Origin of the sequence: Streptosporangium minutum, from assembly GCF_002149035.1 — a bacterium.
Taxonomy (GTDB): domain Bacteria; phylum Actinomycetota; class Actinomycetes; order Streptosporangiales; family Streptosporangiaceae; genus Streptosporangium; species Streptosporangium minutum.
In genome coordinates this window covers 1-19,168 of record NZ_NGFP01000120.1, presented here as the reverse complement: position 1 = coordinate 19,168, position 19,168 = coordinate 1, and the positions used below count along the sequence as shown (strand labels likewise).

General features: G+C 71.0%; 24 protein-coding genes and 1 pseudogene. 11 read left to right on the top strand and 14 right to left on the bottom strand.

Annotation, left to right across the window (positions count from 1 at the left end; all coding sequences use genetic code 11):
• Positions 1-150: 150 nt before the first annotated feature.
• From CA984_RS24515 to CA984_RS24500, 4 genes are all read right to left on the bottom strand, one after another.
• Positions 151-1,542, bottom strand: a complete 1,392-nt coding sequence (locus CA984_RS24515) for a serine/threonine-protein kinase (RefSeq protein WP_133061767.1) — start codon at positions 1,540-1,542, stop codon at positions 151-153.
• Complete coding sequence (locus tag CA984_RS24510; protein ID WP_086575903.1) at positions 1,529-2,533, bottom strand: LacI family DNA-binding transcriptional regulator; 1,005 nt, start codon at positions 2,531-2,533, stop codon at positions 1,529-1,531. The genes CA984_RS24515 and CA984_RS24510 overlap by 14 nt, the downstream gene beginning before the upstream one ends.
• A 116-nt stretch (positions 2,534-2,649) precedes the next feature.
• Positions 2,650-3,189, bottom strand: a complete 540-nt coding sequence (locus CA984_RS24505; protein ID WP_086575902.1) for a GNAT family N-acetyltransferase — start codon at positions 3,187-3,189, stop codon at positions 2,650-2,652.
• Positions 3,190-3,249: 60 nt separating this feature from the next.
• Positions 3,250-3,576, bottom strand: a complete 327-nt coding sequence (locus CA984_RS24500) for a DUF2516 family protein (RefSeq protein WP_031171517.1) — start codon at positions 3,574-3,576, stop codon at positions 3,250-3,252.
• Positions 3,577-3,734: 158 nt separating this feature from the next.
• Between CA984_RS24500 and CA984_RS24495 the strand changes: the two genes are divergently transcribed.
• Positions 3,735-4,445 (top strand): VOC family protein, encoded by a 711-nt coding sequence (locus tag CA984_RS24495; RefSeq protein ID WP_086575901.1) that lies wholly within the window; start codon positions 3,735-3,737, stop codon positions 4,443-4,445.
• Between the two features lie 66 nt (positions 4,446-4,511).
• Here the strand turns inward: CA984_RS24495 and CA984_RS24490 are convergent, their stop codons facing one another.
• The 4 genes from CA984_RS24490 to CA984_RS24475 form a co-directional block, all read right to left on the bottom strand.
• Entirely contained in the window at positions 4,512-4,979 is a 468-nt protein-coding gene (locus CA984_RS24490; protein ID WP_086575900.1) for a hypothetical protein, read from the bottom strand.
• Between the two features lie 3 nt (positions 4,980-4,982).
• Positions 4,983-5,510: a helix-turn-helix domain-containing protein gene (locus CA984_RS48815; RefSeq protein ID WP_086575899.1), complete on the bottom strand. Its 528-nt coding sequence runs from the start codon at positions 5,508-5,510 to the stop codon at positions 4,983-4,985.
• 64 nt (positions 5,511-5,574) lie between these two features.
• Positions 5,575-6,501 (bottom strand): M56 family metallopeptidase, encoded by a 927-nt coding sequence (locus CA984_RS24480; RefSeq protein ID WP_086575898.1) that lies wholly within the window; start codon positions 6,499-6,501, stop codon positions 5,575-5,577.
• Positions 6,498-6,854 carry a BlaI/MecI/CopY family transcriptional regulator gene (locus CA984_RS24475; RefSeq protein ID WP_081937863.1) on the bottom strand — a complete coding sequence of 119 codons (357 nt, stop codon included), beginning with the start codon at positions 6,852-6,854 and terminating at the stop codon, positions 6,498-6,500. The genes CA984_RS24480 and CA984_RS24475 overlap by 4 nt, the downstream gene beginning before the upstream one ends.
• A gap of 207 nt (positions 6,855-7,061) precedes the next feature.
• On the opposite strand from CA984_RS24475, the gene CA984_RS24470 reads away from it, so the two are divergent.
• Entirely contained in the window at positions 7,062-7,583 is a 522-nt protein-coding gene (locus tag CA984_RS24470; RefSeq protein ID WP_086575897.1) for an O-acetyl-ADP-ribose deacetylase, read from the top strand.
• 143 nt (positions 7,584-7,726) lie between these two features.
• Here CA984_RS24470 and CA984_RS24465 read toward each other — a convergent pair whose 3' ends face one another.
• From CA984_RS24465 to CA984_RS24455, 3 genes are read right to left on the bottom strand one after another with little or no spacing between them, the layout of a single operon-like run.
• Entirely contained in the window at positions 7,727-8,257 is a 531-nt protein-coding gene (locus CA984_RS24465) for a GNAT family N-acetyltransferase (protein WP_086575896.1), read from the bottom strand.
• A 10-nt stretch (positions 8,258-8,267) separates the two neighbouring features.
• Positions 8,268-9,077: an SAM-dependent methyltransferase gene (locus tag CA984_RS24460; protein ID WP_086575895.1), complete on the bottom strand. Its 810-nt coding sequence runs from the start codon at positions 9,075-9,077 to the stop codon at positions 8,268-8,270.
• Positions 9,078-9,079: 2 nt separating this feature from the next.
• Positions 9,080-9,817 (bottom strand): SDR family oxidoreductase, encoded by a 738-nt coding sequence (locus tag CA984_RS24455; protein ID WP_086575894.1) that lies wholly within the window; start codon positions 9,815-9,817, stop codon positions 9,080-9,082.
• Between the two features lie 99 nt (positions 9,818-9,916).
• On the opposite strand from CA984_RS24455, the gene mshA reads away from it, so the two are divergent.
• From mshA to CA984_RS24440, 3 genes are read left to right on the top strand one after another with little or no spacing between them, the layout of a single operon-like run.
• The gene (gene mshA / locus CA984_RS24450; RefSeq protein ID WP_086575911.1) at positions 9,917-11,200 is read left to right on the top strand and encodes a D-inositol-3-phosphate glycosyltransferase; all 1,284 of its coding nucleotides are present in this window, start codon (positions 9,917-9,919) and stop codon (positions 11,198-11,200) included.
• Between the two features lie 9 nt (positions 11,201-11,209).
• Positions 11,210-11,689, top strand: a complete 480-nt coding sequence (locus tag CA984_RS24445; protein ID WP_012887707.1) for a type III secretion system chaperone family protein — start codon at positions 11,210-11,212, stop codon at positions 11,687-11,689.
• A 26-nt stretch (positions 11,690-11,715) separates the two neighbouring features.
• Entirely contained in the window at positions 11,716-12,459 is a 744-nt protein-coding gene (locus tag CA984_RS24440; RefSeq protein ID WP_086575893.1) for a phosphoglyceromutase, read from the top strand.
• A 169-nt stretch (positions 12,460-12,628) separates the two neighbouring features.
• Here CA984_RS24440 and phoU read toward each other — a convergent pair whose 3' ends face one another.
• Positions 12,629-13,288 carry a phosphate signaling complex protein PhoU gene (gene phoU / locus CA984_RS24435; RefSeq protein WP_086575892.1) on the bottom strand — a complete coding sequence of 220 codons (660 nt, stop codon included), beginning with the start codon at positions 13,286-13,288 and terminating at the stop codon, positions 12,629-12,631.
• A gap of 158 nt (positions 13,289-13,446) precedes the next feature.
• Between phoU and CA984_RS24430 the strand changes: the two genes are divergently transcribed.
• Together CA984_RS24430 and CA984_RS24425 are read left to right on the top strand one after the other, a co-directional pair.
• Entirely contained in the window at positions 13,447-14,625 is a 1,179-nt protein-coding gene (locus CA984_RS24430) for a sensor histidine kinase (protein WP_086575910.1), read from the top strand.
• Complete coding sequence (locus CA984_RS24425; protein WP_086575891.1) at positions 14,622-15,311, top strand: response regulator transcription factor; 690 nt, start codon at positions 14,622-14,624, stop codon at positions 15,309-15,311. The genes CA984_RS24430 and CA984_RS24425 overlap by 4 nt, the downstream gene beginning before the upstream one ends.
• A 137-nt stretch (positions 15,312-15,448) precedes the next feature.
• Here the strand turns inward: CA984_RS24425 and CA984_RS24420 are convergent, their stop codons facing one another.
• Entirely contained in the window at positions 15,449-16,030 is a 582-nt protein-coding gene (locus tag CA984_RS24420; protein WP_086575890.1) for a copper chaperone PCu(A)C domain-containing protein, read from the bottom strand.
• 262 nt (positions 16,031-16,292) lie between these two features.
• On the opposite strand from CA984_RS24420, the gene CA984_RS24415 reads away from it, so the two are divergent.
• The 4 genes from CA984_RS24415 to CA984_RS24400 all read left to right on the top strand — a co-directional run bounded on the left by CA984_RS24415 (position 16,293) and on the right by CA984_RS24400 (position 18,071).
• Positions 16,293-16,775: a CarD family transcriptional regulator gene (locus tag CA984_RS24415; protein WP_012887713.1), complete on the top strand. Its 483-nt coding sequence runs from the start codon at positions 16,293-16,295 to the stop codon at positions 16,773-16,775.
• Between the two features lie 17 nt (positions 16,776-16,792).
• Positions 16,793-17,272 (top strand): 2-C-methyl-D-erythritol 2,4-cyclodiphosphate synthase, encoded by a 480-nt coding sequence (gene ispF, locus CA984_RS24410; RefSeq protein ID WP_086575889.1) that lies wholly within the window; start codon positions 16,793-16,795, stop codon positions 17,270-17,272.
• Positions 17,273-17,440: 168 nt separating this feature from the next.
• On the top strand, positions 17,441-17,707 hold the full coding sequence (locus CA984_RS24405; RefSeq protein WP_031171483.1) for a GlsB/YeaQ/YmgE family stress response membrane protein: 267 nt from the start codon (positions 17,441-17,443) through the stop codon (positions 17,705-17,707).
• A gap of 97 nt (positions 17,708-17,804) precedes the next feature.
• Positions 17,805-18,071, top strand: a complete 267-nt coding sequence (locus tag CA984_RS24400) for a GlsB/YeaQ/YmgE family stress response membrane protein (RefSeq protein WP_012887716.1) — start codon at positions 17,805-17,807, stop codon at positions 18,069-18,071.
• Between the two features lie 468 nt (positions 18,072-18,539).
• Here CA984_RS24400 and CA984_RS46400 read toward each other — a convergent pair.
• Positions 18,540-19,168 (bottom strand): annotated as a pseudogene (locus tag CA984_RS46400) (hypothetical protein); the annotation flags it as partial.

The following is a 19,168-nucleotide window of genomic DNA, read 5'->3' as shown; positions in this document are numbered from 1 at the left end:
CCTCACCATTCCGCTGGACGAAGACAGCCTTTCCGGCCCGGAGGCCGCGCATTCCGTCCCCGTCAGCAGGGACGGGAGTTTCCGCCCGGGGAGATGATCTGGTAGCCGCCGGCCGCTCCGTTCCCAGGGGCCGTCCGGCGTGGTCCGCGTCTATCCGGCGAGTGCGATCGCCACGAGCTGGAGCTGCGACTCCAGCGCCACGCGGAGTTCGCCGGGCAGGGAGCCCTCCCGGTGCCGGTCGGCGATCTTCTCCCGGACGGAGGCGAGATCGCGGGAGCAGCAGACGCTGTTGGCCAGCACCTGCCGCAGGTCCAGTGCCACGTCGGGGCGGATCCCGCCCCTGTCCTCGCTCTCGGCCAGCAGCGCGTTGAAGCGCCGCACGCTCTGGCTGAGGCTCGGCATCGACGATCGGATCACCTTCACCCAGGGAGGCGTCCGTGGAGTGGCCTCCGTCCGGTCCGCCTGCGGGGTGGACAGGTCACGGCCGCGTCCGGGGGTCGTGGCCGGCGTGGGGCGTGCGGTGGGGACGGGAGTGGCGCCGGGCGCGAGGGCGGAGGCGGTGCCCAGGGCCGCGGCGGGGGGTGGCCGCCGACCCGGGGCGGCGTTGATCTGGTGCCACGCCAGCACCCCCGCGACCAGCGCGGTGGCCGCCGCGACCGCCGTCCAGCGCATGACCACGGCGCTCGGGGCCGTACGGGCTCCGGCCAGGGCCGCGGCGAGGCCGTCGGCCAGCTTCTGCGCCTTCGGCCGGGCCTCGGGCCCGTGCGACAGGCAGTCCCGGCAGAGCGCGGCGACCTCGGAAGGCAGTCCCGGGGCGCAGACGGCGGGCGGCGGCCCCACCCGCCGGACGTTCTCGATCTCCTCCCAGGTCCGTTCCGGGTACGGCGTGCCGCCGGTGAGCATCTCGAAGAGCAGCACGCCGAGCGCGTAGACGTCGCTCGCCGGGTCGGCGGTCATGCCGGTCAGCCGTTCGGGGGCGACGTAGGGCGGCGTGCCGTAGTCGGAGGCGCGGTCCTCGCCCTCCTCCTCCCCGATGAACGCCGCGATGCCGAAGTCGAGCAGCTTGGCGCCGTCCGCGGTCAGCAGCACGTTCTCGGCTGTGACGTCCCGGTGGACGATGCCCCGCCCGTGGGCGGCGGCCAGCACGTTGGCCAGCCGGGCGGCGATCAGCGCCGCCTCCGCCCACGGCAGCGGTCCCTGCGAGATCCGGTCGGACAGCGGGCGCCCTTCGAGCAGCCGCATCACCACATAGGCGGCGAGCCGGCCGTGCGAGGTCACCGTCTCGCCGTAGTCGTAGACCTCGATCGCGTCGGGATGGATGAGCCGCGCGGTGGCACGTGCTTCACGGCGGATGAGCTCGCGGCCCCCCCGGTCGGCGCCGATCTCGCCGTCCAGCAGCTTGACCGCGACCAGCCGCTGCAGGGACTGGTCGAAGGCCCGCCAGATGACGCTCATGCCGCCCCGCGCGATCGGTTCGAGCAGCAGGTATCTGCGGGCGAGCACCTCTCCCGCGCGGAGTCCGCCGGGCTCAGGCGGACTCACGGACCACCAGCTCGGTGGGGAGTACCGGGTCGTTCCTCACGGTGTCGGCCGAGGTCATCGAGAGCAGCAGCAGCCGGGTGGCGAGCGCGGCGAACTCCTCCACGGGCTGGCGGACGGTGGTGAGGGCGGGAGAGGTCCGCCGGGCGATGGGGGCGTCGTCGAAGCCGATCACCGCCACGTCCTCGGGCACCCGCCGGCCGGTGCGGCGCAGGGTCTGTACGGCCGCCGCGGCCATCACGTCGGAGGCGGCGAACACGGCGTCGACGTGCGGCATCCGGCGCAGCAGCCACTGCGTGCCGTGCACCCCCGAGGAGTGGGTGAAGTCGCCGTAGGCCACCGGCACGCCGGTCATCCCGGCCAGGGCGAGCGTCTGCACGAAGCCGTCGAGCCGGTCCCGCGACGCCGGCAGGCCGGGCGGTCCCGCGATGACGCCGACGGCCCGCCGGCCGCCGAGGAGGAAGTGCTCGGCCGCCTGCCTGCCGCCGTCGCGGTTGTCCATGTCGACGTGCGGGAGGTCGATGCCGTCCGGCGGGCGGCCCGCGCTCCGTACGGGGATGCCGGACGCGGCCAGGGTCACCGCGAGGGGGTGCCGGTCCCGTGCGCCGATCAGCAGGACGCCGTCGACTCCTCCGGCGACGAGCGGTGGCGTGGCGATGGTGGAGGTCGCGGCGGTGGCCGTCATCACCGCCAGCGGCACGCCGTGGCCGGTGAGCACCTCCTCCACCGTGGTGATCATCCTGGCGTAGAAGGACTCGGTGAACAGCCGGTGTGCGGGTTCGCAGACCACGACGGCCACGACCTGGTCGGATCGGCGGCCGGCCCCGCCCCGGGGCGCGCGGTGCCGTACGTAACCGAGACGCGAGATCGCGTCGTGCACCTGCCTACGGGTCGATGTGCTGACCCTGACCGAACCGGTGAGTACCCGGGAGGCGGTGGCAGGGGAGACCCCTGCTTCTGCCGCAACCTGGGCAAGTGTGGGTAGATCAGACATAACTTCCTCCACACCAAGATTCCGCACAGGTGGGAGCGCTCCCAGTGAACGTAGCATTGTTTCGGAAGTGTCAAAAGATGTTTCCGAAAAATCACCAGATGTATGTCAAATTTGCCTTACAGCCAGTCAGAGGCGAGCACCGACATCATGATCGAGTTGTGCCACTCGCCGTCCTGTCGCAGGACGTCGCGGCGCACGCCCTCCTCGACGAACCCCACCTTTCGGTACACGTGGACGGCCCGCTCGTTGAAGCCGAAGACCTCCAGGCCGACCCGGTGGAGCTCGGTGGTGGCGAAGACGTGGTCGAGCAGCAGCCGGATCGCCTCGGTGCCGTAGCCCTTGCCGAACGCGCGCGGGCCGATCAGGGCGATGCGCAGGTTGCAGGACAGGTTGTGCGTGTCGAGTTCGTTGAGCACCACCTCGCCGACGTAGGCGTCATCCCCGGCGGTGCAGATCGCCAGGTCCAGCCGGTCGTCGTGGTCGCCGCGCGAGCCGTACCAGATCTTGGCCGCCTCGCGGTCGATCTTTCCCTGGGAGCCGGTGAGCCGCATGGTCTCCGGGTCGTTGACGAGCTCCCAGAGGCCGTCGACGTGCTCGGGGCCGACGGGGCGGAGCGTCACGCGCTCGCCGGACAGGGTGGGCTTGTTCGCGAACATCACCCGGAGTGTCTATCCGCCCGGTCGGACGCGGGCAAGTCGATTACTCCGCCGGAGGCGCTACCAGGGACCGTAGGGGCCCTGGTTGCCGCCCTTGCCGATCTCTCGCACGGCGGGTCGCACGTCCGCCAGGTAGATGGACGAGGCGATGACGGACGCGATCGTGAAGATGCTCAGCACGCTGAGGTACTGCACCGCCGCGGCGAATCCGAACAGCGTCGCCAGACCGAGGATGATCAGCCAGAGGTTCTTGCTCTGCTTGCCGGTGACCGCGAACGCCCGCGCCGGGGTCCGCAGAGCGTGCACGAGAGCCCAGGCCGACAGGGCGAAGACGCCGATGGCCAGGACCCAGAAGATCAGGTCCAGAACGCCGTGGATCTGGAACATCGTCTCTCCAAAACGCTCGCTTCACTGGTGCCTGCCAGCCTAATGCCGAAACTCCCCTCCGCGTCGTCCTCGGCCCCGTATGCACTCGCCGTACGGCGGCGCGGGCGGATGCCGGAGAACGCCGCTCCCGTGCCGGGGCCTGCTGCGATCATGCTGACATGACACAGAATGTTCCGGATGCCGGTAGAAGACTGACCCGGCGGGAGATCTCCGACGCCGTCGGCGACCTGGGATGGCGTTACGTCCTGGGCCTCCTGCGCGCGTCGGTGACCGTGACGGCGCTGGCCCAGTCGGCCGACGTCGCCGCGCGGATGGCGGCCGTGGCCGGTGACGACGGCGACGGAAGCCTGTCGATGGACGCCCGCCGGGACCGGCTGGTCCTCAGCCTGCAGTCGTCGGCCACCGGTCTGGTGACGCCGCTGGAGATCGGGCTCGCCCGGCGGATCTCCGCGGCTGTGGATGAGCTCGGCCTGCGCACCGACGCCGGGGCCGGCGGCCGGGAGTCGCGGTCGGACCAGGTCCTTGAGATCGCGATCGACGCGCTCGACATCGCCGCGGTCCGCCCGTTCTGGAAGGCGGTGATGGGCTACGCCGACGAGGCCGGCGCCTGCGGCGCCGAGGACCCGATCGTCGATCCCGTCGGCCAGGGCCCGGCGATCTGGTTCCAGCAGATGGACGCGCCCCGACCGCAGCGCAACCGGATCCATTTCGACGTCTCGGTCCCGCACGACGAGGCGCCCCACCGCATCGCGGCCGCGCTGGCCGCAGGCGGGGTGCTGCTGTCGGACGTCCAGGCGCCCGCCTTCTGGGTGCTGGCGGACGTGGAGGGCAACGAGGCGTGCGTCACGACATGGCAGGGCAGGGACTGACCCCGCGGACGACACCGGGACCGTGAGGTGCGCCGGGCCCCCGGCGGGGGCCCGGCGCGGACGGCCTCATGCCTTCGGGGCGGAGCCGGTCTTCGGGGTGCGGCTGTTCTTCCTGGTGGCCTGGGTGGCGACCGCGGGCTCGGCGGCCTCGGAGACCTCCTCCAGCTCCAGGGCGGCCTCGCCGCTCGCCTTGGAGACGACCCTGCGGCCGCGGCTGGCGAACTCCTCGTAGAGCTCGACGGCCTTGCCGGTGAACTGGTCGGCGTAGACGCGGGCCTTCTCCGGGAAGTCCTTGGCGTAGCCCTCGGCCTTCCCGCTGAAGTCCTTGGCGTAGTCCTCGGCCTTGCCGGCGAACTCACGGGCCTTCTCGGGGAGGTCCTTGGCGGCCTCGCGGAACTCCTCGCGGCGGCCCTGCAGCTTCTGGATCTGCTCCGGGAGCTCACGGAGCTTCTCGACGGCGAAGTCCCCGGCGCCGGCGACGGCGTAGAACGGCTTGGACTCGGCGAGCTTCTTGACTTCGGTGGCGAGAGTCATGGGTTAACCTTCCTTGGTTTCCGGTGTGACGTTGCCGTTGCCCTTGGGAGCCGCATAGGGCTTCAGTGCGGCGAGATACCCCTCGGGCAGTGGCACCTCGTCGTTCGGCGAGGAGACGACGTCGCCCCCATGGGGCTCCGGTGCGGGATGCGCTTCCTGGGAGGTCTGCGCGTCCTCGTCCGGGGCCCCGGCCCGGTTCTCCTTGCGGAACGACTCGTAGATGTCGATCAGCACCTGGCGCTGGCGCTCGGTGATGAGGTGATCGGCTCTGATCGCGGTCAGCACGTCGCTGTCCGGCTCGCGCTCCTCGATGAGGCCCGCCTGGACGTACAGCGCCTGTGAGGAGATGTGCAGGCCCTTGGCGATCTGGTTCAAGATCTCCGCGCTGGGCTTGCGCAGTCCTCGCTCGATCTGGCTGAGATAGGGGTTGGAGACCCCCGCCGCGGCGGCGAGCTGGCGCAGGGAGATCTTCGCGTGCGTGCGCTGCTCGCGGATGTACTCGCCGATCGAGCCGACCTTGGGTAGTGCCATGCCTTCAGTCTGCCCGACACTGCTTGCAATTGCAAACGGGCTGGCTAACAGTTGCAAGCACCGGTTAGTGCGGCACCAGCCAGAGCAGGGGGGCCGAGACGGTCAGCGTGACGGAGAAGGCGACGATGCTGTAGCGGACCCCGCGGGACAGGGCGGGCCCCGGAGTGACGAGGCGCTCGACCCGGGCCATCACCGCGGAACAGGAGCCCGCCGCGCCCATCGCCCCGTTCGGGGTCGGTACGGCGCCCGCCGTGCCGAAGCGGAGCAGGGCGGTGGCCAGCCGGCGGGGCGAGCAGTAGCGGCGGGCGACGTCGTCGGCGGCCATCTCCACCAGCAGGCTGACCTCGTCCTGCACGTTCGCGACGAGCCGCGACCAGGGCAGGGCCCGGCGCAGCGCGGCGAACGGGAGCAGCACCAGGTCGTGCCGCTCGCGCACGTGGGCGGCCTCGTGGGCGAGCACCGCGCTCAGCTCGGCGGGCGAGAGCAGCTTCAGGGTGCCCGCGCTGACCACGACCTGGGAGCGGAGCCCCGGCACGCAGTAGGCGGTGGCGCCCGGGTGGTCGACCACCCGCACGCCGGGGACCTCCGGGTCCTCGCGGGCGACGAGGGCGAGCAGGGTGCGGTGGCGGTGGCGGGCGCGCAACGTCTGCACACCCGCGATCAGGAGCACCACGACGAGCACGACGAGCGCGGTCAGCCCGGTGATGAGGGCCACGATCCTCGGCAGGTCGTACGGCTCGGCCGGGCCGTACCCGCCGCCGAGCGCGGAGGCGGCGAAGGCGGCCAGACCGTGCAGCACCCCCTGGCCGTAGGGCTCCAGGGCGTAGGCGAGCAGCGTGCCGGTCCCGGCAAGGCCCCAGGTGACGCCGAGCGCCTGCCACAGGACGATGGCCACGTGCGGGGCACGGTAGGTCCATCGGGCCCGGGTGAAACGCCAGGCTCCGACCGCGCAGACCAGGGCGAGTGTCGCCAGGGCTGCAGCGGTTATCACTCGTCCTCCAGCTCCGTCAGGGCTCTGCGCAGGATCTCCGCCTCGTTGCCGGAGACGGCCTGGGCGAATCGGGTAAGGGCGGCCGACCGGTCTCCGGTCAGGTCGAGTGCTTCCAGCATAAGCTCCGCGATGTATGAGTCGCGGCTCTCGGCGGGTTCGTACCGCCATGCGCGCCCGTCACGGGTCCGTACGAGGAACCCCTTGCGGGTCAACCGGTCGAGCACGGTCATCACGGTCGTGGGCGCGAGGTCCCGGTCGGCGATCAGGCGACCGACCTCACGCGCCGTCACCGCTGATGGCTGTGCCCAGATGATGTCCATGATGCTGCGTTCAAGCTCGCCGAGACCCTTCACGTGGACAAGCCTAACTCCCGCACCACGAGGGGTAGTACTACGGGTTGTCGAGTCAGGTCCGGCCGGAGGCGCGAGGGGTCGCCGCGACCGCCCCGGCGACGGGCGCCCGGCCGGCGACGGGCGGCGCCGGAGGCGCGATCTCCCGCGGGTGCGGCCGTCGGAGCCGTCCCCTCCGCGTGAACCCGGTTTCCCGGGTATTCACCCATCATGGAGATCAAGCTGATCCAAGGGGACATCACCGGCCAGGACGTCGACGCCGTGGTGAACGCGGCGAACTCCTCGCTGCTGGGCGGCGGGGGCGTGGACGGGGCCATCCATCGCCGGGGCGGCCCGGAGATCCTCCAGGAGTGCCGGGCGCTGAGGGCGTCGCGGTACGGCCGGGGACTGCCCACCGGACAGGCGGTCGCCACCACCGCCGGCAGGCTCCCCGCCCGCTGGGTGATCCACACCGTCGGTCCGGTCCACTCGGCCTCCGAGGACCGCTCGGAGCAGCTCGCGTCGTGTTACCGGGAGTCACTGCGGGTCGCCGACGAGCTGGGAGCGGAGACCGTGGCCTTCCCCGCGATCTCCACCGGCGTCTACGGATGGCCGATGGACGACGGCGCCCGCGTCGCGCTGTCGACCGTGCGGGGGACGCCCACGAGCGTCGCCGAGGTGAGGTTCGTGCTGTTCGACGCGGCGGCCTACGCCGCCTTCGAACGGGCGCTCGGCGAGGCGCCGCCCGGGTGACCGCGGTGGGCGGATGATCCGGGCGGCACTCCCGGAGGCATTCACCGGGCGCCCCCACGGCGGAGGCACCGTCTCTCAAGGCGGCACCGTCTCTCAAGGCGGCACCGTCTCTCAAGGCGGCACCGTCCCTTGGGCGGCGCCGCTCAGGGCAGGAGGGAGAGGTGGCTGACCATGTAGATCTCGTCACGGTCGTCGCCGGGGGCGACCCGGATGGCCTTGGGAATGCGGCCGACCTCGGTGTACCCCAGGCCCGCGTAGAAGCGCTCGGTCCCCGTGCCGCCGCGCACGGTCAGGTGCAGCGCCTCGACGCCCATGGCGCGGGCGGCGTCGGCGGCGGCGCGCATCAGCTGGGAGCCGTAGCCCCTGCCCTGGTGCTTGGGGTGGACCATCACGCGCAGCACCCAGCGCCAGTGGGCCCGCAGCCACGACCCGGCGTCGCCCAGGACCAGCCAGCAGGCCACCCGGCCCTCGGCGTCGAAACCGACCAGCAGGTGATCGAGGTCGCCGCAGCGGGAGAAGGCGGCGTCGGCCGTCTCCTGGATGTCGGAGGCGGTCACCGGGGGGACGAAGCCGACGGATCCGCCCGCGTTGCTCACGTCGGTCCAGCAGCCGACGAGCTCGTCGATCAGTTCGGGGGTGAGCTCGGGGTCAGTGACAAAACGTAGTTCGGGCATGGAATCGACCTTAACCGGACCGGCTGACAGGGCCGGGGGCGACGGCCGTCCAGGGGAGCGTGACCTCGCCCAGCCGCCAGCGTGACCGGCCGCCGAGCGGGGGGCGCGCCGCCACCGGCCAGGTCCCGGAGAGCGTCCGCACGGCGGCCATCCAGCGCTGGCGGGAACCGTAGGAGGCGAGAGGGGCGTTGACCGCCCAGGCGTGGTCGAAGTCCCGCAGGAAGGCGTGCACGGGCTCGCCGGGGACGTTGCGGTGGATCAGCGTCTTGGGCAGGCGATCGGCGAGGTCGGAGGGGCGGTCGAAGGCGTCGAACCGGGCGGAGAAGGTCAGCGTCCGCGGACCGGAGGCGTCGAGCCCGGCCCAGACCGCGCGGTGGCCCACCTCCGAGCAGGTGCCCTCGACGATCACCCCGTCCCGGGCGATCCTCCCCCGGAGCATCGCCCAGTAGTCCCACGCCTCGGCCTCGCCGTACTGCCTGAGCACGTTGAACGCCCGGACCAGCAGCGGCGGCCGGCCGACCGGCAGCTCGAAGCCGCCGAGCGCGAAGGACAGCCCCGGCCGTTCGTACGGCTTCGCCGCCGCCACCCTGGCCGGGTCGATCTCGATGCCGACGACCTCGACCGAGGGACAGACCCGCCGCAGCCGCAGGAACAGCTCCAGCGTCGTGGTGTGCGAGGCCCCGTAGCCCAGGTCGACCACCAGCGGCCGGTCCGCCGAGCGCAGGAGGCGGCCGTGGACGGCGGCGATCCACCGGTCGGCCCGCCGGAGCCGGTTGTGGCCCGTCGTCCCCCTGGTGATCTCCCCGATCGGTCTCCGCACGGTCAGACGCGGTGGATCTTGTACTGGGCGGCCTGGGCGCGGGGACGGATGACCAGGCGGTCGATGTTCACGTGGGCGGGGCGGGTGACGCACCACGCGACGGCGTCGGCCACGTCGTCGGCGGAGAGCGGGCCGGGGACGCCCTGGTAGACGCGGTCGGCGGCGGTGGAGTCGCCGCGGAAGCGGTTGAGGGCGAACTCCTCGGTGTGGACCATGCCGGGGGCGATCTCGACGATCCGGACCGGCTCCCCGCACAGCTCCAGCCGGAGCACCTCGGCCATCGAGCTCTGGGCGTGCTTGGCCGCGTTGTAGCCGCCGCCGCCCTCGTAGGAGACCAGCCCGGCGACCGAGGTCAGCATCACCAGCACGCCGTCGCCGGACTCGACGAGACGGGGCAGCAGCGCCTGGGTGACGCGGAGCGAGCCGAGCACGTTGACGTCGTACATCTTCTGCCAGTCGGCCACGTCCCCGCTCGCCACCGGCTCCAGCCCGACCGCGCCGCCGGCGTTGTTGACCAGCACGTCACAGCGGTCCAGCGAGGCGGCGAGCTCGTCGACCGACTCCTGGGAGGTCACGTCCAGCGTCACCGCGCGGATTTCGGGCACCTCGGCGGCCAGCTTGTCCAGCCGGTCCCGGCGCCGCGCCGCGGCCACCACGTCGAAGCCCTCCGCGGCGAGGCGGCGTGCCGTCGCCTCTCCGATCCCGCTGCTGGCACCCGTCACCACTGCTGTCCTGTTCATGGCCCTCAATCCTGCCAGGACCGTCCGCCACCGATCCCAGCGCGTCCACACGAAGGGAATGTTGCGAACTATTGGTTAGTTATATCCCTTTCGGAGGTGGTGTCGGTGAGGCGACGGCGGGTCAACCGGGTCGCGACGATCAGCATGCACACGTCCCCCCTGGATCAGCCGGGTACGGGAGACGCGGGCGGCATGAACGTCTACATCGTGGAAGCGGCCAGACGTCTGGCCCAGCTCGGGGTGGAGGTCGAGATCTTCACCCGGCAGACGTCCCGCGACCTGCCACCGGTCGCCGAGATCACACCGGGGGTCTCGGTCCGTCACGTCACCGCCGGGCCGTACGAGGAGCTCGACAAGGGCGACCTGCCCGGCCAGCTCTGCGGTTTCCTGTCCGGCGTGCTGCGCACCGAGGCCATGTACGAACCCGGCCGCTACGACGTGATCCACTCCCACTACTGGCTCTCCGGCCAGGTGGGCTGGCTGGCCAAGGAGCGCTGGGGCGTGCCGCTGGTGCACACCATGCACACCATGGCCAAGGTGAAGAACCTCCTGCTCGCCGAGGACGACAGACCCGAGCCGACCGCCCGCGTGCTGGGCGAGGAGCAGGTCGTCCAGGTGGCCGACCGGCTGGTGGCCAACACCCCGACCGAGGCCCAGGAGCTCATCGACCTGTACGGCGCCGCCCCCGGCCGCGTCGAGGTCGTCAACCCCGGGGTGAACCTCAGCGTCTTCCAGCCCGCCTCCAGGGGCGCGGCCCGTCACCGGCTCGGCCTGCCGCAGGACGCCCACGTGCTGCTGTTCGTGGGCCGCGTGCAGCCGCTCAAGGCCCCCGACGTGCTGCTGCGCGCCGCGGCCCGGATGCTCATCGACGACCCCTCGCTCCGGTCGAGGCTCGTCGTCGTCTGCGTCGGCGGCCCCAGCGGCAACGGCCTGGCCCGGCCCTCCTACCTCACCGACGTGGCCGTCTCGCTGGGCATCTCGGACGTGGTCAGGATCGTCCCCCCGGCGCCCCAGCACGAGCTGGCCGACTGGTACCGCGCGGCCGACGTGACGGTGGTCCCCTCGCACAACGAGTCGTTCGGCCTGGTCGCCCTGGAGTCGCAGGCCTGCGGCACGCCGGTCGCCGCGGCGTCCGTGGGCGGGCTGCGCACCGCGGTGGCCGACGGCGTCTCCGGCGTGCTCGTCGAGGGGCACGACCCGCAGGACTGGGCGCAGGTGCTCAGCCGGTTCGTGAACCGGCCGGCCTGGCGGGACGCGCTCTCGGAGGGGGCGGTGGCCCAGGCCGCGGCCTTCGGCTGGTCGGCCACCGCCGCCCGGCTCGCGGAGGTCTACGCCGGGGCGATGGCGAACCTGCACCACGTCCCGATCGCGGTCAGCTCGTAGGCTGAGCGCATGCGTGAAGTGATCGAGGCCGCGCTCAAGAGCGCGGAAGTCTCCTACGAGGAGCCCCGGCCGGGGGCCTTCCTGGCGAAGCTCCCCGGCCAGCACAAGCTCGCGACCATGACGTGGCTGATCGTGGGGGACCGGGTCCTGCACGTGGAGGCGTTCTTCTGCCGTCAGCCCGACGAGAACCACGCCGAGTTCTACCGCTGGCTGCTGACCAAGAACGGTTCCACCTACGGCGTGCACTTCGCCCTCGACCCGGTCGGCGACGTCTACCTCATCGGCCGGGTCCCGCTGGCCGCGGTCTCCGAGGAGGAGATCGACCGGCTCCTCGGCTGCGTGCTCACCTACTCCGACGAGGGCTTCGACCGGGCGCTGGAGCTGGGCTTCGCCTCCTCGATCCGGCGGGAGTGGGAGTGGCGCGCCAAGCGGGGCGAGTCGCTGGCCAACCTCCAGGCGTTCGCCCGGTTCGCCGACCCCGAACGCTGAACGGACCGCCCACTAAGCTTGTCCGCATGGCGACTTTGGTGCTGCTACGGCATGGTGAGAGCGAGTGGAACGCTAAGGGTCTGTTCACCGGATGGGTGGACGCGGGGCTCTCGGCCAAGGGCGAGGAGGAGGCGCGGCGCGGCGGGCAACTGCTGATCGACGCGGGGGTGCTGCCCGACGTGGTCCACACCTCGGTGCTGACCCGGGCCATCCAGACCGCCAACCTCGCGCTCGGCGCCGCCGACCTGCTCTGGCTGCCGGTCACCCGCTCCTGGCGGCTCAACGAGCGCCACTACGGCGCGCTGCAGGGCAAGGACAAGGCGCAGACGCGCGCCGAGTTCGGTGACGAGCAGTTCATGCTCTGGCGCCGTTCCTACGACACCCCGCCGCCCCCGATCGCCGACGACGACGAGTTCTCGCAGATCGGCGACCAGCGCTACGCGGCGCTGCCGGACGAGCTGCTGCCGAGGACCGAGTGCCTCAAGGACGTCGTCGAGCGCATGCTGCCGTACTGGTACGACCAGATCGTGCCGGATCTGTCCGCGGGCAGGACCGTCCTGGTCGTCGCGCACGGCAACTCCCTGCGCGCCCTGGTCAAGCACCTGGACGGGATCGGCGACGACGAGATCGCCGGGCTCAACATCCCCACCGGCATCCCGCTCCGCTACGAGCTCGACGCCGACTTCCGGCCGGTCACCAAGGGCGGCCTGTACCTCGACCCCGAGGCCGCCAAGGCGGCGATCGAGGCCGTCGCCAACCAGGGCAAGTAGGTTCCCCGGCCCCCGGCGGACGGACGCCGGGGTCGGAACGGGGCACGGGAAGGCCTGGGCCGGGACAGAGCAAGGAGGAAGGGCCCGCCGATCGGCGGGCCCTTCCTCGTCCGCACTCCTTCTCGCCGTTCCTCACCGGGCTCGAAGGGACCGGTGAGGGACGGCGGGCCTACCGGAGGTCGGCGTCCTGCGTGCGGGAGCCGGTGACCAGGTAGACCACGTCCTGGGCGACCCGGACCGCGTGGTCGGCGTAGCGCTCGTAGTAGCGGCCGATCAGCGTCACGTCGATGGCCGGCTCGACGCCGTACCTCCAGTCTTCGGCCATCAGGATCTTGAACAGCCTGCGGTGCAGCCTGTCCATCGCGTCGTCGTCCGCCTCCAGCTCCAGGGCCGACTCCACGTCGCGCGAGGCGATGCAGCTACCCGTCTTGGTGATCAGGCGCTCGGCGATCTGGCCCATCTCCAGGATGGTGGAGCGGATCTCCGGCGGGATCGCCGACTCCGGGTGGCGCAGCCGGGCGACCTTGGCCACGTGCTCGGCCAGGTCGCCCATCCGCTCCAGGTCGGTGCCCATCCGCAGGGCCACGACGATCGTGCGGAGGTCCACGGCCACCGGCTGCTGCCTGGCCATCAGGTCGAAGATCGACGCCTCGATCTCCGAGAAGATCCGGTCGACCTCCTCGTCATGGGAGATGACGCTCTCCGCGAGCTGGAGATCGGAGTCGAGCAGGGCGGTGGTGGCCCTGGAGATCGCGGACCGCACGAGGCGGGTCATCTCGACCAGCCGGTCGGTGAGGGCATCGAGTTCTTCGTGATAGGCGTCGCGCATGGCCCTCAACGTACGCGCGCGACAGTGAACGAACCTCGACCGTAAAGTGAACTTTGCGGGAAAGGCGATGGTCGTGCCCTCATGAGCTGCCTGAACGGCGAAACTCACGCCTACCATCAAGGGCGTGAACCCGACAGGAGGACCACGTGAGTGAGCTGATGGCGAGCCTGGCCGCGCTGGCCGGTTTCGTCGTGGGAGCGCTGGCCGTGATGGTCGTCCGCCAGAACGTGGGACAGCGACGGACGATGACGCCGGTGGACGACGTCGAGCCCGGCGCACTGCCCCACGGGGTCGCCTCGGTGCTGGCCGTACTGCCGTCCTCGGCGGTCGTGCTCGACAAGGAGGACCGGGTGCTGCGGGCCAGTTCGGCCGCGCGGGCGTTCGGTCTGGTCCGGGGGGACCACCTGATGGCGGCCGAACTGCTCGCGCTGGCCAGGCAGGTGCGCAGGGACGGCGAGATCCGTGAGAGCGAGATCGAGGTGGCCGGGCACAAGTTCGGCCAGGAGTCGACCAACTTCGCGGTCAGGGTCGCCCCGCTGGGCTCGTACGGTCAGGTGCTGGTGCTCGCCGAGGACCAGACCGAGCACCGGCGCGTCGAGGCGGTGCGCCGCGACTTCGTCGCCAACGTGAGCCACGAGCTCAAGACGCCGGTGGGCGCACTGTCGCTGCTGGCGGAGACCATTCAGGACGCCGCCGACGATCCCGAGGCGGTCACCCGCTTCGCCGGGCGCATGCAACACGAGGCCGCCCGCCTCACCTACCTGGTCCAGGACCTCATCACCCTCTCCAGGATCCAGGGAGCCGAGCCCATCCCCACCCCCGGCCCCGTCCCGATCGACGAGGCCGTGCACGAGGCCATCGACCGCTGCAACACCACGGCGGCGGCCAAGGACATCACCCTCGTCGCCGGCGGCGCCGAGGGCCTGCAGGTCTGGGGCGACGACGAGCTCCTCGTCACCGCGCTGCGCAACCTCATCGACAACGCGGTCGCCTACAGCCCCGAGCACACCCGGGTCGTGGTCAGCGCGCGTGCGGCGGGCGCCCACATCGAATCCGTCGAGATAAGCGTGAGCGACCAGGGGATCGGCATCCCGGAGAGCGCGCAGGAGCGGATCTTCGAGCGTTTCTTCCGAGTCGACGCCGCCCGCTCACGCGCGACCGGTGGCACGGGCCTCGGCCTGGCCATCGTCAAACACGTCGCCGCCGCCCACAACGGCGCGGTGACGGTGTGGAGCAAGGAAGGCTCGGGCTCCACCTTCACCCTCCGCCTGCCCGCGTTCGGCGGCATGGCGGTGGCCGTACCCAGCACCACCATCCCCCAGGAGGCCGCGCAGTGACTCGCGTGCTTGTTGTCGAGGACGAGGAGTCGTTCTCCGACGCTCTGTCGTACATGCTGCGCAAGGAGGGTTTCGAGGTCGCGGTCGCGGCCACCGGCCCCGAGGCGTTGGACGCCTTCGACCGTAACGGCGCCGATCTGGTGCTGCTCGACCTGATGTTGCCCGGCCTGCCCGGCACCGAGGTCTGCCGCTCCCTCCGCCAGCGCTCCAACGTCCCTGTGATCATGCTCACCGCCAAGGACAGCGAGATCGACAAGGTCGTCGGGCTGGAGCTCGGCGCGGACGACTACGTGACCAAGCCCTTCTCCTCAAGGGAGCTGGTGGCCCGCATCCGCGCGGTGCTGCGCCGCCAGGGAGACGTGGAGGAGCTGGAGTCGGCCGTGCTGGCCGCCGGCCCGGTCCGGATGGACGTGGACCGGCACATCGTCGCGGTCCGCGGCCAGCAGGTGCAGCTCCCCCTGAAGGAGTTCGAGCTGCTGGAGGTCCTGCTCCGCAACGCCGGCCGGGTCCTCACCCGAGGCCAGCTCATCGACCGTGTCTGGGGCGCCGACTACGTGGGCGACACCAAGACCCTGGACGTACACGTCAAGCGGCTGCGCGCCAAGGTCGAGTCCGACCCCTCCAACCCGCGTTGCATCCTCACCGTCCGCGGGCTGGGCTACAAGTTCGACCCCGCGGAGGACTGATCCGACCCCGCGGCGGCTGAGAAGCGTCCGGCGGGCCGGATGCGGCCCCGCGGCGGCTGGGAAGCGTCCGGCGGGCCAGCGCGGCGCGCGAAAAGGGGGTGTACGGCCCGCGGGCCGTACACCCCCTCCGGCGTCTGCTAGTGGTCGCCCTCGGCGTGCTCCGCCGTGGCGGAGGGCGTGGGCGTCGGCGTGGGAGCCGCGGTGGCGCCCGGAGCCTGCGGGAGCTGGGCGAACTCACGGCTGCGGGTGATGACCGGAATCGTGAGGGGGACGATGCCCGCGTTGGCGAACTGCAGCTGCACCGAGATGCTCTCGCCGCCGCTGAGGGGCTGCTTGAGCCCCTCGATCAGGACCGTGGGCGTGGGCTTGCCGACGCTCACCAGCTTCTGGACGGGGAGGTCGACCGGCGCGGTGACCTTCGCGGTGCCCAGGGCCGGGTCGACGCCGACGCCGAGGAGCCGGTCGGGCCCCTGCCCGGTGTTCACCATGGACAGGTAGAGCGGCGTGGCCCCTCCCGACGGGAGGGTCGCGCCGGAGTCCGGGCCCAGGAAGAAGGCCTGGGAGATGTCGATCCCCCGGACCTTGGCGGTGGTCGCCTCGGTCGGGGAGTAGGGCTGGTTGGTAATCGCGTCGAATCCGGCCCCACAGCCGGTCAGGACCGGGGCGGCTGCGAGGAACGCGGCGGCGGCGATCGCCCAGTGACGGCTGTTGCGGGTCACGGTGCGAGTTCTCCTTGTCACACAGGATACAGGGCGGAGACCAACCCTATCCGTGAGCTTTGCCGGGTTTTCCGGCACCCCACCTGATCGTCGGGAGACGGGGAGTGCAGGTCATAGACGCTTTTCTCACCCTTGATTCATAGAGTCGAGCCCTTGTCAAGCCTTAATATGCCGCTTTGACCTGCAGTTATGGTGATTTCACTGTTCCGGGAGGCTGTGGATACGTGGTACTCTTGAGTACAGCGGAAGGGGTACTTGTCACATGACTTTCCAGGTCGGCGACACTGTCGTCTACCCCCACCACGGGGCTGCTCGGATCGAGGCAATCACGACCCGAACCATCAAGGGTGAGGAAAGGACCTACCTGGTTCTCAAGGTCGACAAGGGCGACCTTACCGTCCAGGTGCCGGCTGACAACGCAGAACTCGTGGGTGTTCGCGATGTCGTCGGCCAAGAGGGCCTTGAGCGCGTTTTCGACGTGCTTCGCATGCCTCACACCGAAGAGCCCACGAACTGGTCCCGCCGCTACAAGGCCAACCTCGAGAAGCTGGCGTCCGGTGACGTCAACAAGGTGGCCGAGGTCGTTCGCGACCTGTGGCGACGAGACAAGGAGCGCGGACTCTCCGCAGGAGAGAAGCGAATGCTGGCCAAGGCCCGGCAGATCCTGGTCAGCGAGCTCGCGCTCGCCGAGAAGACCAACGAGGACAAGGCCGAAGCCCTGCTCGACGAGGTTCTCAACTCCTGAACACGACATTTCCACGGGTGGGCGTCGGAGTCGACGTCCACCCGTTCGCATCCGGGCGCGAGTTGCATCTCGCGGGTCTGCACTGGCCGGGTGAGACCGGCCTCGACGGGCACTCCGACGGCGACGCCGCCGCCCACGCCGCCTGTGACGCGTTGCTGTCCGCGGCGGGTCTCGGCGATCTCGGCGGCCTGTTCGGCACGTCCGATCCCCGCTGGGCAGGGGCCTCCGGCGTCTCCCTGCTGGAGGAGGCCGCCAGGAAGGTGCGCGCGGCCGGCTTCGAGATCGGCAACGTGGCCGTCCAGGTGATCGGCAACCGGCCGAAGCTGGCGCCTCGCCGTACCGAGGCCGAGAAGGCGCTCAGCGCGGCCGTGGGCGCGCCCGTGAGCATCAGCGCCACCACGACCGACGGCCTGGGGCTCACCGGGCGCGGCGAGGGCGTGGCGGCCGTGGCGACTGCGATCGTGGTGAACCTGCCGCCGGTCTCAGGCGTCTCCTAATACGGAACGCGAAAGCGTTCCGGCGGGCGGCGCGGAATGCCCGCCGATACATTCGAGGCGGTGGCCCGTTTCCTGGCGCGGTACGGGCCACCCCTTTTTCCGAATGATCTATGAATGACCTGGGTAGCTCCCTATTGACCATGTCTCGTCACCGGGGGGGAGCAGGGCATGATTGGATCGATTGTCTCCGCGATCGTCATCGGAGCCATCATCGGAGCACTGGCACGGCTTATCATTCCCGGACGCCAGAATCTCTCGATAGGGCTGACGCTCATCGTCGGCATCGTCGCCGCTCTCATCGGCACGCTCATCGCGGCTCTGCTCGGCATCGCGAACACGCGGGGAATCGACTGGTGGGAGCACATCCTCCAGCTCGCGCTCGCCGTCGTCGGGGTGCTGCTGGTCGTTCAGATGCGCGCCGGGAAGGCGCGCTGAATCGAAATTTTGTCATTCCCAGGAATATCCCTGACGTAGGGGGTAGCCACCTCCCCGTGAGAGTGAAGGGCTCACCTCACTTCACTGGGAGGTAGATATGACTATCGAGTCCATCATCGGGGCCATCATCATCGGTGCCGTCATCGGCGCCATCGGTCGTCTCCTGCTTCCCGGTAGGCAGGCGATCGGATGGATCCTGACCATCGTGGTCGGCATCGTCGCCGCTCTCATCGGCACCGCGATCGCCCAGGTTCTCGGCGTCGCGACCACCAACGGCATCGACTGGATCGAGCTCGTCATGCAGGTCGTCCTGGCCGTCATCGGTGTCGGCCTGGTCGCCGGCCTGAAGCGGTCCAGGGTCTAGACAGCGGGGCGCCATCCCGATGACCTCGCCGAGGCCCGACCGGACACCCTCCGGCTCGGAGACGGACGCGGTGACGCACACGACGTCCCCGTCCTCCAGGAAGACCCGTTCGGTTCCGTCAGGCATACCGAGCGGGTCTCGGCCGTTCCAGGCCGGTTCGGGAAACGTGCCGAACCGGCCTCCGGCCGATCCTGACACGGGCTCGAAGGCGAGCAGATCGCCGGTCCGCAGCGGGGCGCCGCTCACCGATGTGTGAGCGAATAGCTGCGGGCCGGTCCAATACCGGGTGGAGAACGGCGGCCGGGACACGACCCGGCCGTTCGGCTCCATCCGCAGGGTGATGTCCAGGCCCCACGGCCGCGCTGCCTTCGGACACGGCAGCGGCGCCGGGGCCTGGACGGGCGGCTCCGTCCGGGCCCCGGAGCCGACCCGAAGATCACATCAAGGGGTGCGGTAGGGGACAGGCTCTCATTCTTCCGGCGGCGTGGGCGTGCTGCGCATGCGCCCGGAGGGCGGGGGCGCGGCTTTCTCATCCTTTTCGCCTGACTTGTTCCCGACCTTCTCCGTCCGCGGCCCGGAGGTCGCCTCCGCGAGGTTCTCCTCGTGCGTCCCGTGTCGGGCCTCCTCCGCGGCGCCCTCCTCGTACGGCCCAAGGGCCGTCTCCGCGGGGCTCTCCTCGTACGGCCCGGGGGCCGTGTCCGCGGGGCTCTCCTCGTACAGTTCGGGGGCCGTCTCCGCGGCGCTCTCCTCGCGGTCGGCCACCTCAGCTCCGTGCGCCGGGTCCGGGGAGGGGCCGCCGGACATCGCCCGGATCGGCTGGGTGTCGGCATCGCGGTCGCCGACCTCGGTCTCCCGCTCCCGCGGGGGCTCCGCGCCCGGGTCCCAGGTCTCCACCCGTTCGCTGACCCGGCTCTCGGGCTCGGGCTCCCGTACGGCGGCGCGGGGCGGGTGGACGAGCAGGTCTCCCTGGCGGGGCCGGACCAGGTCACCCCAGCGCACGGGCTTCTCCGGGCCGGGGACCGGTTCGAGGAAGGGCTCGGGAGCCGGTCCGGGGACGGCGGGGGGCTCCGGAAGCTCCCCGATCTCGGGCCTCGGGC

Coding starts and splice junctions, on each gene's coding strand:
- CA984_RS24440 (WP_086575893.1), top strand. CDS start 11,716: ATGGCGACTTTGGTGCTGCTACGGCATGGTGAGAGCGAGTGGAACGCT.
- CA984_RS24405 (WP_031171483.1), top strand. CDS start 17,441: ATGATTGGATCGATTGTCTCCGCGATCGTCATCGGAGCCATCATCGGA.
- CA984_RS24470 (WP_086575897.1), top strand. CDS start 7,062: ATGGAGATCAAGCTGATCCAAGGGGACATCACCGGCCAGGACGTCGAC.
- CA984_RS24495 (WP_086575901.1), top strand. CDS start 3,735: ATGACACAGAATGTTCCGGATGCCGGTAGAAGACTGACCCGGCGGGAG.
- CA984_RS24455 (WP_086575894.1), bottom strand. CDS start 9,817: ATGAACAGGACAGCAGTGGTGACGGGTGCCAGCAGCGGGATCGGAGAG.
- CA984_RS24400 (WP_012887716.1), top strand. CDS start 17,805: ATGACTATCGAGTCCATCATCGGGGCCATCATCATCGGTGCCGTCATC.
- CA984_RS48815 (WP_086575899.1), bottom strand. CDS start 5,510: ATGGCACTACCCAAGGTCGGCTCGATCGGCGAGTACATCCGCGAGCAG.
- CA984_RS24505 (WP_086575902.1), bottom strand. CDS start 3,189: ATGTTCGCGAACAAGCCCACCCTGTCCGGCGAGCGCGTGACGCTCCGC.
- phoU (WP_086575892.1), bottom strand. CDS start 13,288: ATGCGCGACGCCTATCACGAAGAACTCGATGCCCTCACCGACCGGCTG.
- CA984_RS24490 (WP_086575900.1), bottom strand. CDS start 4,979: ATGACTCTCGCCACCGAAGTCAAGAAGCTCGCCGAGTCCAAGCCGTTC.
- CA984_RS24430 (WP_086575910.1), top strand. CDS start 13,447: ATGGCGAGCCTGGCCGCGCTGGCCGGTTTCGTCGTGGGAGCGCTGGCC.
- CA984_RS24445 (WP_012887707.1), top strand. CDS start 11,210: ATGCGTGAAGTGATCGAGGCCGCGCTCAAGAGCGCGGAAGTCTCCTAC.
- CA984_RS24510 (WP_086575903.1), bottom strand. CDS start 2,533: ATGTCTGATCTACCCACACTTGCCCAGGTTGCGGCAGAAGCAGGGGTC.
- CA984_RS24415 (WP_012887713.1), top strand. CDS start 16,293: ATGACTTTCCAGGTCGGCGACACTGTCGTCTACCCCCACCACGGGGCT.
- CA984_RS24465 (WP_086575896.1), bottom strand. CDS start 8,257: ATGCCCGAACTACGTTTTGTCACTGACCCCGAGCTCACCCCCGAACTG.
- CA984_RS24500 (WP_031171517.1), bottom strand. CDS start 3,576: ATGTTCCAGATCCACGGCGTTCTGGACCTGATCTTCTGGGTCCTGGCC.